Origin of the sequence: Rhizobium sp. BK512 (assembly GCF_014194915.1) — a bacterium.
In the GTDB taxonomy this organism is placed as follows: Bacteria; Pseudomonadota; Alphaproteobacteria; order Rhizobiales; family Rhizobiaceae; genus Rhizobium.
This window is the reverse complement of sequence record NZ_JACIAS010000005.1, coordinates 423,264-438,224: the sequence shown is the minus strand read 5'-3', so window position 1 is coordinate 438,224 and position 14,961 is coordinate 423,264. Positions and strand designations below refer to the sequence as shown.

The window sequence follows — 14,961 nt, the reverse complement described above, 5'->3', positions numbered from 1 at the left end:
GGATAAAGCACCCGATTTTTGCTCTTGTGGTGCACAGGCTTCAAGGGCGATTTCAATTGGATGAAGCTTGACGGTGCGCTCGATGCAGAGGGGCAGCCTATCCACGAGGATGGCGTGGCCGCCCGGCCTCTATTTCGCCGGGCTGGATTTCGCCTCTATCCGCTAGTCAGGCATAATATTGGTGACCGCCGAGGAGGCACCCCGCCTTGTGGACCGCATCGCAGGACCTTCGTGACAGCCCCCATCGCCAAGCGGTCGTAGCGAAGCGCTGCTGGCATCGGCTACCGACGTTGAGCTGGCCCTATTGCCCGCCCAGTTTCCAACTGTCCCCGGACGGGCAGGCTACGCCATTGAAGCGCGTCATGCCGTCGAGCGATTGCCGGCTGGTTACAAAACGGCGACATCCGTCCGGTCCATCGGTACTGGCATCGATCTGTTCGATAACCCCCGCGCTGCCTGTCGACGGGTTGGCCCAGGCGAGCGCGTTTGCGCCGACAGGACTGCGACCGACAGTATCTGCGATCACTGCTTGATCCGTCAAAGGCGCCTCGTGCGGGATTGCTGACTGGGCGAGGGGCGTCTCAAGAGGCTCGATATGTGAGCATGCCGTCAAAGCTGCAATGCTCATGGCCGTGATGAAGTGCTTCGAGTTCATCGGCTGCATAAAGCCTTTCGCCTTTAATATTTCAAGTTACCAAGCGTTCACATTCTGGGGAGACCCGATTGCGGCCGATGAGATTTATCATCGGCCGGCGACGAACAGGGAGATCCACCGTCGCCGCTTTAATCACTCATCGAAGCAAAAGGTTCCGTTGCGCAGGACGGTCTTGCCGCACGGATCGCGCTGTCAATCGCCTGAAATTCGTGCCAGCGCCTGCGTGTCGATGTATTCGCTGATGGCCGCCACTTTCCCGTTCTCGACGATAATTGTGAGCCGGTCATTCATGAACGGCTTGTTTGTGGCGTTGACACCTGAGTGTCTGTGATGGCGTTCCCGGGAACGATCCACTCGATGTCTTCGGCCGATAGCGGCAGCAACCCTTCCTTGTCGCCGCTGCTCATTGGATTCTCCGGCTTCTCTTGGGTCTGCGAAAACGAGATCAGTTGAATTTGACCAAGTCCTTGAAGATCAGATGACCCCATTTATTCCCGCGCGCCTGCACGAGCAGTCCGCCTTCGGAAAGTCGGCCGAGGTTGATCGGCGCAAAACCGAGATTTTCCGCAAGCGTGCCGATCTGCCTTGACGCGTCCTCGTCGTCGCTCGCCAGGAACACAACCCTCTTGCCGCCGTGGATATCCGGATCTTGTTCAAGGATCCCGGCGACCAGATGGTTGAACCCTTTGACCACCTTGGCGCCTGCAAACGCGTTCGCAATTACTCTAGCGGAAGGCTGCTCTCCCAGTATCTCAAGGGGCAACCCATAGGCATTGGTAACGTCGACGATGATCTTCCCTTTCCAGTCCGACAGCGCCTTTGCGACACCTGCGTGAGCCTCGAAACGGACTGCCAGAAAGATGACGTCCGCCTTGATTGCGTCCGTCAGTGTCTTCGGGATGATCCCAGGCCCAATCGCGGCGGCCTCAGATGCAAAGCTTTCCGGATCGCGAGTGGTGGCAACGGATACTTCAATGCCGCTTCGGGCGAACGCCTTGGCGAGAGCCTGGCCGATCTTGCCGAAGCCGATGATTGCATAGGTCATAATCTTCTCCCTTGGTTCATGAAATTCCCAGGCGCCCCGCTCGTTTTTCGAAGGCGCAAGCAGGCTGAGCGTCAGAGCTGGGCCAGGCCGCCATCAACGGCGACTTCGCTGGCGGTCATGAAGCTGCTGTCCGGCGACGCGAGGAAAGCGGCCACAGCTGCGATTTCTGACGGATCCGCCATACGCTGGAGCGGGGTGATCGACGCGAAAGCCTTCTGCCCTTCCTCGCCAAGCGCATCCTTCGCGAGTTCGGTCGCCGTTGCACCGGGCGAGAGCACGTTGACACGGATGCCTGTGCCCTTCAGGTCCTCGGCCCAAGTCCGGGCGAGGTTGCGCACCGCCGCCTTGCTGGCACTGTAGACGGTGAATGCCGGGGCGCCCGTGGTGCCTGCGCTCGATCCGGTCAGTATGATTGACCCTCCTTGTCCCATGAGCGGAAGCGCTTTCTGCACCGTGAAGATCGTGCCCTTCACATTGGTGTCGAAGGTGTCGTCGATATGCTCTGCGGTGATTTTGCCAAGAGGAAGCGGACTTCCCGCTCCTGCGTTGGCAAAGACGATGTCGAGTGTGCCGCGCTCGGCCTTCACTGCCGCATAAAGACGATCCAGGTCCGCCTCGTCGGAGACCGAGCCTTGCACAGAGAGGGCATTTGGCCCTAGATCGGCCAGGGCCGCGTCAAGCGCTTCCTGCCTGCGACCGAAGATGAAGACGAAGGCGCCTTCCTCGATGAAGCGCTTCGCCGCGGCACGGCCGATGCCAGTGGCACCACCGGTGATAATGGCAGTCTTTCCGTCTAGTCTGTTCATGTTGTGCATCCTTCGGTCTGTTCCGCGGGTATGGAGAAGTGCCCTGCCAAACCCTGAGAACACCAACATAGGGCCACCGGATTCCGGGTGTCAGTGCGCAAGCACGCACAAGGGTGGTGCAAAATCGATCCGGCTTAGTTGGTTAGCCGATTTGATTTCTGTGCATACAGCGGTAGTTTGGACTGCAGAATGGCTACGAGGGCGCACCGCTGCGGTGCCGGAATGCACCATGATTGACTGGGATGACGTTCGCTATTTTCTTGCCGTAGCGCGAGCCGGATCAGTCCGGGCGGCTGCCCTGGTTCTCGGCGTGAACCATTCCACTGTCCTTCGGCGTATCGGCCAGCTTGAGGAGCGTCTTGGAGCGCGGATGTTCGAGAAGCTGCCTTCCGGTTATCACATAACGGCGGCGGGGGAAGAGGTACGCGAGCTCGCGGAGCAGATGGAAGCCTCGTCGCATCAGTTGGAGACCCGCGTCCTCGGTCGCGACCAAAGCGTGCGCGGGCTACTGCGGGTGACGCTGGCCCCGACACTTGCGACACACCTCCTCATGCCTGATTTCGCTGACTTCGCGCGCTCGCATCCGGACATCGAGATGGACATCATGTCATCCGGCGACCTGGCGAACCTGACAAACCGAGAGGCCGACGTCGCGATCCGCGTCGTCTATGACCGCAAGACTCTGCCGCCCAATCTTCACGGACTGAAGGGACCGGATGTGTTCGGCGCAATCTATATGTCTCGCGATCTGCTGCCCGCATGGAATGCCGGCGGGCCTGATCCTGTCCGGTGGATCGTCATAAGCGCTCACGGTATTCCCGAATGGGTCCGCCATGGTGAGACCCGTAATTCAGGCGTGCCGTTCAGGGTCACTGATGCCGAGGCGCAGATCGTCGCGGTGCAGCAGGGGCTGGGAATGACGACGCTGCCTTGCTTCGTCGGAGATGCCGATCCAACGCTGGTGAGGGTACCTGGAACTGACCTGCACATGTACGGCACGCTCTGGCTTCTCACGCAGGGTGAGACACGCAAGACGAAGCGTGTGCGGCTCTTCACCGAGTTCGCCGCTCGCAAGCTTGCCGAGCACGCGTCACTTCTGGCGGGATCGGGTTAGGTGTCACGATCGCTTCGAACTGATATGGCCCGCCGGACGATCCATGGCGGGCGCCCATCGCTCAATGAAGTACGGCAACCGCGGCCACACCAGCTTCATTAGCGGCCCGGAGGATCGCGCTTCTCAGCTCCCAGCTACTGGCCTTTCCGGTCATCACGTCGACACACGCTTTCACCGCAGATAAAAACTCCTCGCCATCGTCCGATGGCCAGTCTTTCAGCAAAGCGTTGGCAGCCTCCTGCACGGTCCGAACGATCAGCCGTCGGCCGGGATCTTTGAAGATGAGGATGACTTGATCAAATTCGGTAGAGGTGTCGAATTTCATGACGCAATACCCCACGGCGATACGATCGGCCAACACGTTTTGAGCGAGAGAGTTAATCGTATGGTTGCAAATTGTCGCGTGAAAAACGCGTGACAGTGCAATTGAGCCGAAGTGCTTGGTCGGACCGCGCGGAGAGTTTAGTGCACGATTGTATCCCGGTTCGCTCGTCAATGCCTCCGGTACGTGCCGAATTTGAAATATGGCCCGAAGAGAGGGTAGTTGTCCTTCCTCTTCAGGGGTCGCGCCGATATTGCCTCTGACCGATACTTCCCCCTGGGTCAATGAGATCCAGCATTACCAGCATATTCACCATAAAGTCGGAGATCGACGCAATCGACTTTATTCGGGTGTTGGTTGACTCGGAATAATAACGTCACTTTTGTAGAGGTCGCGACCGGTGCCGGAACCTGCCGGCAAGCGGAACACCGCCTCGTTGACAAGCCGGTCCGGTGTCTCCTTTCCGGGCGTGGCGCGATCACGCGCGCGTGGAGCAAGGTGCCGTATTTCAAAGCAATCGCAGCCAGGCAGTTCTGCTACCGAAGGCCGTTTCCGTTCCTGATGGTGCAAAATGCGTCGACATCATTGCTAGCGGACGCACACCAACCGTCGTCCGATTATGGTAGGGTTGATAAGCAACCCGCGCGACTGTGGATCGCAACAACCGAATCCCGAAGGCAGCCCCAAGTGAGAACCGCAATCGTCAGCCTTGTTTCTGTGACGATGTTGTTGAGCAGCGGGGACGAAGCGGACGCTCGCCGGAAGGATCGGGATGATAATCGCCCACGCAAAACCTGCGAACAAATGCAGGATCGCTTGTCGCGAACGACAGGCGGCAAGAGACCCGGTGATGAAGTAGAGAAAAAAGCGAAAATCCTAAAGCGGATGCAGAAACGCGGCTGCTCCTAGTCATTGCGACCGGTTTGCGCGCGGCTGTTTCGGTGACTGCCTTGAGCTTCACTCCCGGTCAGACAGGGCGATGTGACGAAATGGAGACCAGGTTCCTGCCATCTGTATTCGGCTGATATCCATCGATCAGTTCTTACGGTGGGCAGGAACTTAAGTCTTCGTCGCGAGCAAGACGCGCGGACCGTACAGCCGGGGACCCAAGCCCTATAGTCCCGCTAAAGCCGGCTGTGCGGTCCGCCTGCATCTGCAATCTGCCTCTTAGAAATTAGATCGGCGGGATGAGTATCCAGAACGGGCGGGCGGACTCGGCCGCCGACGCATCACGCTAGCCCTGACGTCCCGAGTAAAGCTGAAGAATCGTACTCGGTCCCCGATTGGCGATCTGAAGTGCCTGGACGGACAGCTGTTGCTGGGTTTGTTGGGCCGTCAGCCTCGCGGATACTTCTTCCATGTCTGCATCGACCAAGCGTCCGATACCGGATGTCATGCTGGCCTGAAGATGGCTGACGAAATCCGACTGCATGCCCAGGCGCTTGTCGAGGGAGCCAAGGACGCTGCCGCTGGTCGTCGATCGATGGAGCATATATTCGACGCCAACCAGGTATTCGTCGACAGTGAAGCTTGATGTCGTCACATCGACTTCGGCGAGATCGAATTCCAAAGCCCAGGTCGGATTGGACGTGACATTCCCGACCATGACGCGGGCGGCGCGATTGCCTGCTTCCGGAAACATTGTCCGATCCGCGGAAAACGTCAGTTGGTTGCCGGACGTGGTCACCGAAAGGCCCATCCCGGTCGTGACGTATTCTATGACGGTCGCGAGGTCCGCGGCACTTCCAACTGTGCCGTCGGTCGTGCCGAGTGCCGCATCGACGGTCGCACGGTCGATGGTGAAGGATTGAGGCGCGCCAGGACCGACCTGAGCGTCGAAGAAAATCTGCGACGTCGGCGATACGGTGAACGGCTTGGTGAAATCGAACCACGCTTCCGGATACATATTGTCGTGGTTCTGCCTCGGCGGGTTTTCCAGGCCCATGGCGAAGCCTGCGGGATACGAGCTTCCGAGATTGGATACGACATTGGAGATATCGATGCTGGAACCTGGATGACCGGAAGTCTCAAGGGAACCGATCTCAAAGACATCCGTTGCTGTCGTCGAGCCTGTGAACATTGTCTCGTTGGCGGTCGCTTTGACAGCGTTGTCGGCGAATACTTTCTGGAGCACTTTTCGCATCTCTGCACCGTCATGGATCGTGCCGTCGCTCGTGCCTAGCGCGGAGTCGATGACCGTCTTGTCGATCCTCAGCCCGGAATAGGTGATACCTCCCGAAAGTGTACCTGCATCCACGACCAGATCGAATGTGATGTAGTCCGTGGTGCCGAAAGTCGCCGGGCCGGTGAAACTGTGGCTTTCGTGGCCTTCGTGCGCCACGGAATTGATGCCCGTGCTTCGGAAGCCGCCGATGTCGCCGACACCGCCGAGCTCCTTCTGCAGGATGCCGCCGCCTCCGGCGTTCAGCATGCTGGTGTTCTTGAGGTTCACCTTCGTCGTCGTGACGGCCACCGCTCCATTCTCCGAACGGACGAAGGAAGAGGCCACATCGGTTGCAAGTTCGGTGGTTTCCATCAGGTGCGTCGAAGCGTTGGTACTCAGCCAGTTCTGGCCGCTGAAGCTCGCCGATATCACGGCTGCCTGCGCCTGCGCGCTAAGCTGGTTGAGTTCGTCCTGAATTTTCGATTTGTCGACGCCTTTTTCCTTGGCCGCAACGAGTTTGGCTTTGAATTCACCAAGGATGTCGATGATGGACGACGTCGCGGCATAAGCCGTGTCGACCGTCGCTGCCCCCAATTCGATGGCGTCGGATACAGCCGAGAATGCCCTGTTGTCCGACCTCATCGTTGTCGAGATCGCCCAATAAGCCGCGTTGTCTGATGCCTTTTGAATCCGAAGGCCGGAGCTGACTTGATGCTGTGTTTTCTCAAGTCCCGCGTTGACGCTTCGAAGCGTCTGAAGTGCGGCGATGGCGGATGTGTTCGTCAGAATGCTGGTCACGTTAAAGCCCCGTGGGAATAGGCTAGCCCCCGGACTTCAGCCGGTCCGGCGCAGGCTGCTAGCGATGTCGGAACACTTCAACGGTTAACCACTGGGGGTGCTCGTCATCATGGCGAGACCGTTACGCATAGACCTTGAGGGTCGAAACTCATTACTGTGGGTTGCGATTTCAATCGTCCCGCGAATTATCGTTAACGCATTTGCACCCGAGAAGGTTAACGGCAAGCTAACGGGAGATAGTGGTTTCTTAAATGGGGAACTGCGGGATGACGTTTGCGACAAAATCGAATTCTGGTTCGAATTCAACAAGGAGATGGCGCATTTTCTGTTCGACCTCATGCTCGTTGTAAGAATCATCGAGCGAAACCGAGCTTTTCTGCAAAAACCGGGAGTATAGGCGTCCGTTGTCGGCCGCTCCGGCAGAAAACCCGATCCGTTTCAGGCCTTTCGCGGATGCTTCCGCTGCGAGAGTAGCGATAATTCCTTTTCGAAGCCGGTGGTCCGAAAGCGGGCCCAGCTCGATATTGAGATGCAGCTCGCCGTCAGCACCGTTCTTGCCGGACCTTGTCGACAGATAGGTGATGAGCGGGTATCCAAGCCACCAGTTCTCACAGCCTGTCCAAATGCTTTGCATGTTGTCCAGTTTGTCCTTCCAGGCAGCCGGTAGGAAGGTTACCTGGTTCTTTTCCATTCGACAGTAGACGAATTGACCGGCAACAGTTGCGAGCACCTGCTTTCGCTCGGGCTTTTTGCCGAACAATCTTTGAGCCGCGACATCAAAGCCAAGCGCAGGGCTCGGTTTCGCAAGCAGATCAAGAACCTTCTTATGATCCCGATAAAATTGATGTGCCAGATCATTGATGCTGGGAATTTCTTTGCTCAAAGATGTTCGTCCTGATCAAGTTGTATCTGAACAAAATGAATATTTCTCAGATTGAATACTTTCCAACGGATTACCCGGATCGCGGGAAATTACAACTTTTCGCATAGTTTGTTCACAGGCAAATTCGCGCCAGACACCCGGCTCGAGATTGCCAAGATCGGTGCTCCGTTTCTCAAACTGCCTTTCGTTCCGGACCGGACGATTACTTCGCTGTCGGGACGCTTGGCTGCCACGAGAAGTGATCGCCGTCGGCTGCGATGTGACCGACGCCCGGGAAGGGGAAGTGCGGCGTGAAGACGAGTTCCTTGTCCTTCGCTAGTTTCTTCAATGTGTCGATGCGGTTCTTCTCGCCGCCCTTTTCGTCATTGTCGAACCCAACGAGCCATTCCGGTTTTACAAGCGAGATGATCGAGCTGTGCACCGTGTCACCAATGTCCAGCAGCTTCTCCTTGCCGGATACGATTTCATAACCGACATGGCCCGGTGTGTGGCCTTTCAAGCCGACCGAAGTTATCTGCGGCACGACCTCCACGCCCGGATTGAACGTCTTCACATTTCCTTCGATCACCTTGACGACGTCCGCAAGCTGGGCGTTCTTCCTGGCAAACTCCCATTCCGCCGACGACATGCGGATCGTTGCCTTGGGGAAGGCCAGCTTGCCGTCCTTAACGAGGCCGCCCATGTGATCGGGATGTGAATGGGTGATCAGAATGTCGGTAACCTCTTCCGGTTTGGTGCCTGCCTGAGCGAGGGACTGCTGCAGCGCTCCACCGACCCCGGTATCGATCAGGATCACGCGCTCTGGCTCTTTCACCAACAACGCATCTACGCTCAGCGTCACGGTATCGGTCGGCGCACCTGACGCCTTTAGTACTTCACCAATTTCCTCCGGGGAGTGTCCAATACCGAAGATCTTGCCGTCATTGGGCAGTACGAACTGGGCGTCGTGCAACGAAACCAGATCGAGGGAGCCAATCTTGAAGGCTTTCGAGTCCGGCTGCTGCGGAGGCATTTGCGCGGAGGCGGATCCCGTGATCGCCAACGCCAGAGACGAAGCCACGAACAATGTTTTGGAATTCAGCATGACGAGATCCTCTCACTTCGGGAGCGATGAAGTCATTTAGGCTCCATCATCAAGCCAGGCTCCTCGCAGTCTCGCCAAGATATCACCGTTGCGAACCCGGCGGATATAGTTCAAGGAGCTAGGGCAGGAGTAGGGTATCTATCAAATTTCCAACTGTCACCAGACGGACAGGCTCAGACGTTGTCCCGGCAGAGTTTTAATTCGCATCCAGCCCGGATCTTGCATTCGTAAGCTGCAGGCTACGTACTGCGCTCGATGACACTCACGGCAATTGGCGGTTCTTGGCCTCGCTCGGCGCATAGCCGAAATGGGCCTTGAACGCACGGCTGAACGCCGCATCCGACGCATATCCGCAGCGATAGGCCGCCTCGGTTACTTTCAATCCGCCGCTGCGGAGCAAGTCGGCGGCTATTGTGAGACGCCATCGCGACAGGTAACGCAGAGGCGGCTCGCCGACCGCGGCGGTAAATCGCTCTGCAAAAATGGAGCGGGACATTCTTGCGATCTCGGCAAGCGACTGCACGGTCCAGCGCCGGAAGGGATCAGCGTGCATGGCGTTGAGGACCCGTCCAATTCGCTCCTCGCCCAACCCTCCAAGCCATCCCATGTGGTTGGCCTCGATTGCTGCCCAACTGCGCAAGGTACGAATGACCAGGAGGTCGATCAGGCGGGAAATCATCAGGGACGAGCCTGGATCAGGTTGCCGTGCCTCCGCGACCAGGAAACGCGATATGGCTGCGAGCCATGGCGGTGTTCCGGCGTCGCCGCGAGGGATGTGAATCAAGGCCGGAAGCGCGGACATGACCGCGGGAAGCTGGCTTCCCTCGAAGCTGAAAAAGCCTCCGACCAGTTGGCTGACTGGCCCGTCACCGCCATGTCGCAGTACCAACTCGTCTCGATCGAAATGTTCGGCCGCGACCAAGCCGATATTCTCCGCCGGTGAACCCAGGGCGTCGGTGATCACGTGGCCTTTTCCCAATGGCAACAAGACAAGATCGCCCTGATTGACCCGCGTTGGCCTCTCGCCGGCCGGTGTTACCAAGACCTGACCCGTCTCAATGAAATAAAAGTGTGCGGGTCCGGGCTGAAACTGCAGCCCCCACGGTTCTCCGAGAAAAGCGCTGTAAACCAACTCACCGCGTAGACGGATCAGCTTCAACACCTCTGACAGCACGTCATTGCGTGCCGCCGACATCCCAAAGTCCTGCGTCATTCCGGACGATCCATCATGTATTTCGGAAGCAGTGGCATATCCCGACCTCCGGCTTTCCCCTAGTTTTTGCCTGCCGACTGCCGCTGAAATTACCAGCAAAAATGCGAAGGAACAATGAAATGACCGCCGGAAACTCCGTACCAAACTCTACTTCAAACGCCTCCGCCATGGCTGCAGAAAAGCCGCCCGTCATTCTCGTTCACGGCGCTTTCGCCAGCGGCTTTGTTTGGGGGCATGTCGCAGCCAAGCTGCAGGCCGCCGGTCATGAGGTTCTGACAATCGATTTGCCCGGCCGACCGTCAAACCCGATGACCCCCGACGCGGTCAGTCTCGATCTATACCGCGATACGGTGCTCATTGCGCTTGCCAATGCCAATCGTCCCGTGATTTTGGTCGGCCACAGTTTCGCCGGCATCGTCATCGCTGCTGCCGCCGAGCGGGCGTCAGAGAAGATCAAGACACTGGTCTTTGTCGCCGCTTACCTCCCGCATGACGGGGACTCGCTCCTGTCGCTGGCCCAGCAGGATCACGACGCCAAGATCGGGCCGCATCTGAGGATCGACCAGGAAAAGGGGATTGCCGTGGTCGAATACTCGGCGCGTGCCGAACTGTTTGCCAATGACGGTCCGGCGCCTCTGAAGGAGAAGCTGCCGGGCCTCATCCTCGACGAGCCCGTGGTTCCGTTGGTGACCCCCGTGCGCCTCACGAACAGCCGGTTCGGGAAGGTCGATAAGGTCTACGTCCATACCAGCGCGGATCAGGTTATCAGTCCCGCCTTCCAGGCCAGGATGGTTGGCAGCATGCCGGTGCGCCGCACGGTGACGCTGCAAGCGGGCCACCTGCCGTTCCTGACTGACGCTGATGGACTCGCTGCGGCGATCGAGAGCGCGACTGAGTAAACAGGATCGAGAACATTGCTGCGCTCGCGCGGGGCGGATGACGTTCGCCTCCGCACTTCCTACTGACCCTTTGCTCGTGTTCTATATCTCGTCTCGGGCTGGAAAGATCGTTCAATCGGTAATTATGCCTAACCTCTCCGGAATTTAATCAACGGATTGCAGCTGCCGAGCCACATCAGTGATGTCGGCTGCGGTTAAGAAAAGGAAGGAACGAACCTTGATCGTGATCGGCCCCGAAGAAGTGGCAAACAGATTAGGACGCCAGAACTGCATTTCTCTCATGCGAGAGGCCATGATCAGACTGTCGACGGGACAATCCCGGCAGCCTCTTCGCAACGTCATCGATCTCGGCGCCGGTGACCTATTCGGCGTTATGCCAGGTGTCCTGGATGGCGCGGGGTTCGGTGCGAAACTCGTCAGCGTCTTCCCATCCGCGGCAGCACATGGTCGATCGCATCAAGGAGCAATCCTGCTCTTCGACAGAAGCACTGGGGCGCCGACCTGTTTAGTCGATGCAGGTGCGGTCACCGCGATAAGAACCGCCTGCGCTTCCGCTGCGGCAACGGACATATTGGCTCGCGCAGACGCCAAACGGCTTGCGATCCTCGGCACGGGAGAGCAAGCGTGGCAGCACGCTCTCGCAATCCCGCATGTTCGTGAACTTGAGCACATTGCGATATGGGGACGATCGCGGGAAAAGGCGCAATATCTTTGTGAACGTATTCGCCGGGAACTTGCCATTTCTATAGAAGTCGCAACAAGCCCGAGGGCCGCGGTTGAAACGGCGGATATAATCTGCACGACAACATCGGCCCGGGATCCGATCCTCTTTTCTGCAGATGTTCGTGATGGGGCGCATGTCAATGTTGTTGGATCCAGCTACGCTGGACCGGCCGAGATCGACGAAATGCTTGTCAAGCGAGCACGGTTTTTTCCTGACCATCGAGAAGGCGTCATCGCGCAAGGCGCTGAATTCCTGAGGGCGAAGGCGGCCGGACTTGTTTCCGAAATCGATGTTCTTGCGGAGATAGGAGCAGTGTTCGCCGGCGCGTCCGAGGGCAGGGTAAGCAAGGCCGATGTGACAATCTACAAATCACTCGGGTCCATAGTCCAGGACCTCGCATGTGCTGCTTTTCTTCATCACACATACACGAAGGGTGTCGACCCAAAGAGCACCATCAGCGAAGCTTGAGACGCGTTATCAATGTCCTCGAGCGGCGGATCGCTGTAAGGGCTGCTCCCGCCGCAACGACGCAGAGACCGATGGTCAGAATCTGGTTCTGCCAACCCCATAATGGCTCGAGAAGGGATGCCAATCCCGCCACCGTGATCGTTGCCATCCGATGCTGCTTTGCCATCGGGCCGGAGAAGTCGCTGGGATTGCCGGTGGCGCGGCCGAGTTCCCGGACATAGGCCGTCAGCACGGAGAAAGCGCCGGCGGCCCAGCCCAATCCCGGCATCTCGATGCCATAGCCAACGCCGGCGAATATCATCAGGTCGGCGATGCGATCCGGGAATTCGTTCCAGAAAGGACCGTCAGCCTCTCCCTTTCCGCCTTCGACCGCCACCATGCCGTCGAACAGGTTGCAAAGGAGGCGCGCCTGGCAGAATAGAACAGCAAGAAGCAGGTAGCCCGCACGCGGCAAGCCTGTTGTCTGTCCCGCCAGATAGAAAGTGCTGCCGGCAATTGCCGCAGCGAGCATGCTGGCTTGCGAGATCTGATTCGGCGTGATTGCGCGTGCGGCCATCCATCGGGCAATGGCGCCCGCCCATCGGGTATTGCGGCTTGCCAGGGGCCTCCTGTCTGCTGTCTCCATCATGTGTCGAAACCTCGTCTTGCGGAGATCGAATAATTGTAGATCGCGGCATAAGTCGTCGATACAAGCAACGGCAGCGCGATGGTCCGAAGTATTTCCGGCGTACCGCTCGCCGCATGGATCGCCACCAGAATGCTGGCAGAGCCAAGGCAGGCAATTAGCGGCGGGGCCCAAAATCGTGCTGGACCGCTGAAGCGGACGGAAAGCCAGTCGATCACCGATTTCAGGAAAAGCGTCAGGGCGGCGGAAATCGTCCCCTGCACGAGACCGGCATAGAGCGGCGCCGGCATGGCGTGGGCGCGATTGGCGAAGACGGCCCAGCTGCCCATCGCCAGAAAGGCAAACAGGACGTGCACCACTCCGCTGCGCAGAAGACGTTGCAGCAAAACAGGCATCAGAGCGACCACCAGTAGCGGGTAAGATGGAAGAAGATGGGTGCAGAGAAGACGACGGAATCAAGCCTGTCGATCAATCCGCCGTGGCCTTCGATGAGATTGCCCCAATCCTTGACACCGCGGTCGCGCTTGATCGCCGACATCACCAGGCCGCCGAAGAAGCCCATCAGCGTGATGACCAGGGCGAGAAGACCGGCCTGAAGCGGTGCAAATGGAGTAATCCACCAGAGGCCCGTTCCAATCAGCGTCGCACTGATGACACCGCCCACAAAGCCCTCGACCGTTTTCGACGGCGACAGTCTTGGCGCAATCTTTGTGCGTCCGAACAGTTTGCCCCAGACATATTGCAGGACATCGCTGAGCTGGACGACGATCACCAGGAAGGCGATCAACAGCACATTGCGGCCCTCATATCCCGGTATCTTCAAGGTCAGCAGAGCTGGCACATGGGACGCGCAGAAGACACAGATCATCAAGGCCCACTGGACTTCCGCGATGCGGACGAGAAAGCGCTCCGTATCGCCTCGCAATACCGAGATGATCGGCATCAGCAGGAAGGCGTAGACCGGGATGAAGATTGAAAATATGCCGTATTGCTCGGCCCAGAGCAGAAAATACTGGATCGGAACGACAACGAAAAAGGCTGCCGCAAGCGCCCAGTGATCCGCCCTTTTTGTATTGATGAGGGTTACGAATTCGCGAAGTGCTGCGAACGAACAAAAGCCAAACAGGATCAATACGCCGATACGGCCCGCCATGAAAGCGATGCCGATCAGGATGACCATGACCCACCACGCCTTGATCCGCGCGTTTAGGTTTTCGACAGCCGCATTCGAGCCGTTCGGCGAGAAGCGTTGCTGCAATATGTAACCGATGACTGACGCAACAATGAGCACGCCGAAGATCCCGGCTACAAGCGTCATAAGATCGGAGTTCGCGCCACTCATTCCCCACCGCCTACAGTGTTCGGACACAGGGCCAGGAGAGCGGCCTGCATCCGTTCAAGAAAAACATCCTTCTCTTCTCCCGGTGCGATCCTCAAAGCGCTGCCGAAAGTAACCGTGCAGATCAGCGGTATCGGAACGATCTCGCCTTTCGGCATGACGCGGTTGAGATTGCTGATCCAGACCGGCACGAGATCGACATCAGGGCGCGCCATCGCCAGATGGAAGATGCCGCTTTTGAAAGGGAGGAGCCGTGCGTCGGACTGGTTTCGCGTACCTTCCGGGAAGAGAATGAGGGACGAACCGGCATCGATGGCCGAGGCCATCTGCGTAACGGGATCTTCCGTTCGCTTGTCCCGATCCCTCGCAATAAGCACCGCATTGAAGACATCGCTGCCGATGAAGCGATTGAGCCAGGACTTCAGCCAGTATTCGGCCCCTGCGACCGGACGGGCTCGATGCCGCAGCCTTGGCGGCAATACCGTCCAGACCAGAACGAAATCGCCGTGGCTGGAGTGGTTGGCATAATAAACACAAGGGCGGGAGGGCAGCCCTCCCTCAGGCCACACGGCGCGGACCGCCGTGACAGCGCGTGCGAACAGTACGATGACCGTCGCCGCGGCCTTTGTAAGCAAAGCCTTCATTCACCACTCTGCTGATGTTAGCCGGGTCACCAACCGAAACTCTAGCATTGTCATCGGCAGAAGGAAGGAGCTTCGCGGGTTTTCAACCGAAAGGCGTAGACATACTTCGACGGAGGCCGATAGAGCCGAACGCCATCGATGTCCCGGTCGCCTCGCGATCGACGGTCAGTCTTAGACG

The 14,961-nt window shown here is 58.2% G+C and carries 16 protein-coding genes; 4 read left to right on the top strand and 12 right to left on the bottom strand.

Annotated elements, in window-relative coordinates; genetic code table 11:
- Window positions 1–301 precede the first annotated feature (301 nt).
- Window positions 302–526 (bottom strand): RT0821/Lpp0805 family surface protein, encoded by a 225-nt coding sequence (locus tag FHX06_RS19985; protein WP_312866588.1) that lies wholly within the window; start codon window positions 524–526, stop codon window positions 302–304.
- Between the two features lie 100 nt (window positions 527–626).
- On the opposite strand from FHX06_RS19985, the gene FHX06_RS19980 reads away from it, so the two are divergent.
- Window positions 627–986 carry a hypothetical protein gene (locus FHX06_RS19980; protein ID WP_183880707.1) on the top strand — a complete coding sequence of 120 codons (360 nt, stop codon included), beginning with the start codon at window positions 627–629 and terminating at the stop codon, window positions 984–986.
- Between the two features lie 114 nt (window positions 987–1,100).
- On the opposite strand, the gene FHX06_RS19975 is transcribed toward FHX06_RS19980, so the two are convergent.
- Both FHX06_RS19975 and FHX06_RS19970 read right to left on the bottom strand, forming a co-directional pair.
- Window positions 1,101–1,700: an NADPH-dependent F420 reductase gene (locus tag FHX06_RS19975; RefSeq protein ID WP_113206570.1), complete on the bottom strand. Its 600-nt coding sequence runs from the start codon at window positions 1,698–1,700 to the stop codon at window positions 1,101–1,103.
- A 71-nt stretch (window positions 1,701–1,771) separates the two neighbouring features.
- Window positions 1,772–2,506, bottom strand: a complete 735-nt coding sequence (locus FHX06_RS19970; protein WP_183880584.1) for an SDR family NAD(P)-dependent oxidoreductase — start codon at window positions 2,504–2,506, stop codon at window positions 1,772–1,774.
- 229 nt (window positions 2,507–2,735) lie between these two features.
- On the opposite strand from FHX06_RS19970, the gene FHX06_RS19965 reads away from it, so the two are divergent.
- Window positions 2,736–3,620 (top strand): LysR family transcriptional regulator, encoded by an 885-nt coding sequence (locus FHX06_RS19965; protein WP_113015140.1) that lies wholly within the window; start codon window positions 2,736–2,738, stop codon window positions 3,618–3,620.
- A 61-nt stretch (window positions 3,621–3,681) separates the two neighbouring features.
- Here FHX06_RS19965 and FHX06_RS19960 read toward each other — a convergent pair whose 3' ends face one another.
- The 5 genes from FHX06_RS19960 to FHX06_RS19940 form a co-directional block, all read right to left on the bottom strand.
- Window positions 3,682–3,945: a DUF982 domain-containing protein gene (locus FHX06_RS19960; protein WP_029616346.1), complete on the bottom strand. Its 264-nt coding sequence runs from the start codon at window positions 3,943–3,945 to the stop codon at window positions 3,682–3,684.
- A gap of 1,231 nt (window positions 3,946–5,176) precedes the next feature.
- Window positions 5,177–6,904 carry a flagellin gene (locus FHX06_RS19955; protein ID WP_183880582.1) on the bottom strand — a complete coding sequence of 576 codons (1,728 nt, stop codon included), beginning with the start codon at window positions 6,902–6,904 and terminating at the stop codon, window positions 5,177–5,179.
- 247 nt (window positions 6,905–7,151) lie between these two features.
- Window positions 7,152–7,787: a hypothetical protein gene (locus tag FHX06_RS19950; RefSeq protein WP_183880581.1), complete on the bottom strand. Its 636-nt coding sequence runs from the start codon at window positions 7,785–7,787 to the stop codon at window positions 7,152–7,154.
- Between the two features lie 202 nt (window positions 7,788–7,989).
- Complete coding sequence (locus FHX06_RS19945) at window positions 7,990–8,871, bottom strand: MBL fold metallo-hydrolase (RefSeq protein ID WP_018114432.1); 882 nt, start codon at window positions 8,869–8,871, stop codon at window positions 7,990–7,992.
- 262 nt (window positions 8,872–9,133) lie between these two features.
- A complete protein-coding gene (locus FHX06_RS19940; protein WP_210299325.1) occupies window positions 9,134–10,084 on the bottom strand; it encodes an AraC family transcriptional regulator in 951 nt (316 codons plus the stop codon).
- A 119-nt stretch (window positions 10,085–10,203) separates the two neighbouring features.
- Here FHX06_RS19940 and FHX06_RS19935 point away from each other — a divergent pair, with 119 nt between their 5' ends.
- Together FHX06_RS19935 and FHX06_RS19930 are read left to right on the top strand one after the other, a co-directional pair.
- On the top strand, window positions 10,204–10,983 hold the full coding sequence (locus tag FHX06_RS19935; RefSeq protein WP_183880579.1) for an alpha/beta fold hydrolase: 780 nt from the start codon (window positions 10,204–10,206) through the stop codon (window positions 10,981–10,983).
- Window positions 10,984–11,206: 223 nt separating this feature from the next.
- A complete protein-coding gene (locus tag FHX06_RS19930) occupies window positions 11,207–12,175 on the top strand; it encodes an ornithine cyclodeaminase family protein (protein WP_312866589.1) in 969 nt (322 codons plus the stop codon).
- Here the strand turns inward: FHX06_RS19930 and FHX06_RS19925 are convergent.
- Genes FHX06_RS19925 through FHX06_RS19910 form a run of 4 tightly spaced genes read right to left on the bottom strand, consistent with a single transcriptional unit; the run spans window position 12,162 to window position 14,783 of the window.
- Window positions 12,162–12,803: a CDP-alcohol phosphatidyltransferase family protein gene (locus FHX06_RS19925; protein ID WP_112970473.1), complete on the bottom strand. Its 642-nt coding sequence runs from the start codon at window positions 12,801–12,803 to the stop codon at window positions 12,162–12,164. The genes FHX06_RS19930 and FHX06_RS19925 overlap by 14 nt on opposite strands.
- The gene (locus FHX06_RS19920; protein ID WP_112970472.1) at window positions 12,800–13,195 is read right to left on the bottom strand and encodes a hypothetical protein; all 396 of its coding nucleotides are present in this window, start codon (window positions 13,193–13,195) and stop codon (window positions 12,800–12,802) included. The genes FHX06_RS19925 and FHX06_RS19920 overlap by 4 nt, the downstream gene beginning before the upstream one ends.
- Window positions 13,195–14,142: a phosphatidate cytidylyltransferase gene (locus tag FHX06_RS19915; RefSeq protein WP_112542588.1), complete on the bottom strand. Its 948-nt coding sequence runs from the start codon at window positions 14,140–14,142 to the stop codon at window positions 13,195–13,197. The genes FHX06_RS19920 and FHX06_RS19915 overlap by 1 nt, the downstream gene beginning before the upstream one ends.
- Window positions 14,139–14,783, bottom strand: a complete 645-nt coding sequence (locus tag FHX06_RS19910) for a lysophospholipid acyltransferase family protein (protein WP_018114117.1) — start codon at window positions 14,781–14,783, stop codon at window positions 14,139–14,141. Before FHX06_RS19910 ends, FHX06_RS19915 begins: the two co-directional genes overlap by 4 nt.
- Between the last annotated feature and the right edge of the window lie 178 nt (window positions 14,784–14,961).

What these genes read in the sequence shown, in the direction of transcription:
- FHX06_RS19970 (WP_183880584.1), bottom strand. Translation starts at nt 2,506, where the DNA reads ATGAACAGACTAGACGGAAAGACTGCCATTATCACCGGTGGTGCCACT.
- FHX06_RS19965 (WP_113015140.1), top strand. Translation starts at nt 2,736, where the DNA reads ATGATTGACTGGGATGACGTTCGCTATTTTCTTGCCGTAGCGCGAGCC.
- FHX06_RS19975 (WP_113206570.1), bottom strand. Translation starts at nt 1,700, where the DNA reads ATGACCTATGCAATCATCGGCTTCGGCAAGATCGGCCAGGCTCTCGCC.
- FHX06_RS19910 (WP_018114117.1), bottom strand. Translation starts at nt 14,783, where the DNA reads ATGAAGGCTTTGCTTACAAAGGCCGCGGCGACGGTCATCGTACTGTTC.
- FHX06_RS19960 (WP_029616346.1), bottom strand. Translation starts at nt 3,945, where the DNA reads ATGAAATTCGACACCTCTACCGAATTTGATCAAGTCATCCTCATCTTC.
- FHX06_RS19945 (WP_018114432.1), bottom strand. Translation starts at nt 8,871, where the DNA reads ATGCTGAATTCCAAAACATTGTTCGTGGCTTCGTCTCTGGCGTTGGCG.
- FHX06_RS19935 (WP_183880579.1), top strand. Translation starts at nt 10,204, where the DNA reads ATGACCGCCGGAAACTCCGTACCAAACTCTACTTCAAACGCCTCCGCC.
- FHX06_RS19980 (WP_183880707.1), top strand. Translation starts at nt 627, where the DNA reads ATGGCCGTGATGAAGTGCTTCGAGTTCATCGGCTGCATAAAGCCTTTC.
- FHX06_RS19940 (WP_210299325.1), bottom strand. Translation starts at nt 10,084, where the DNA reads ATGACGCAGGACTTTGGGATGTCGGCGGCACGCAATGACGTGCTGTCA.
- FHX06_RS19915 (WP_112542588.1), bottom strand. Translation starts at nt 14,142, where the DNA reads ATGAGTGGCGCGAACTCCGATCTTATGACGCTTGTAGCCGGGATCTTC.
- FHX06_RS19920 (WP_112970472.1), bottom strand. Translation starts at nt 13,195, where the DNA reads ATGCCTGTTTTGCTGCAACGTCTTCTGCGCAGCGGAGTGGTGCACGTC.
- FHX06_RS19925 (WP_112970473.1), bottom strand. Translation starts at nt 12,803, where the DNA reads ATGATGGAGACAGCAGACAGGAGGCCCCTGGCAAGCCGCAATACCCGA.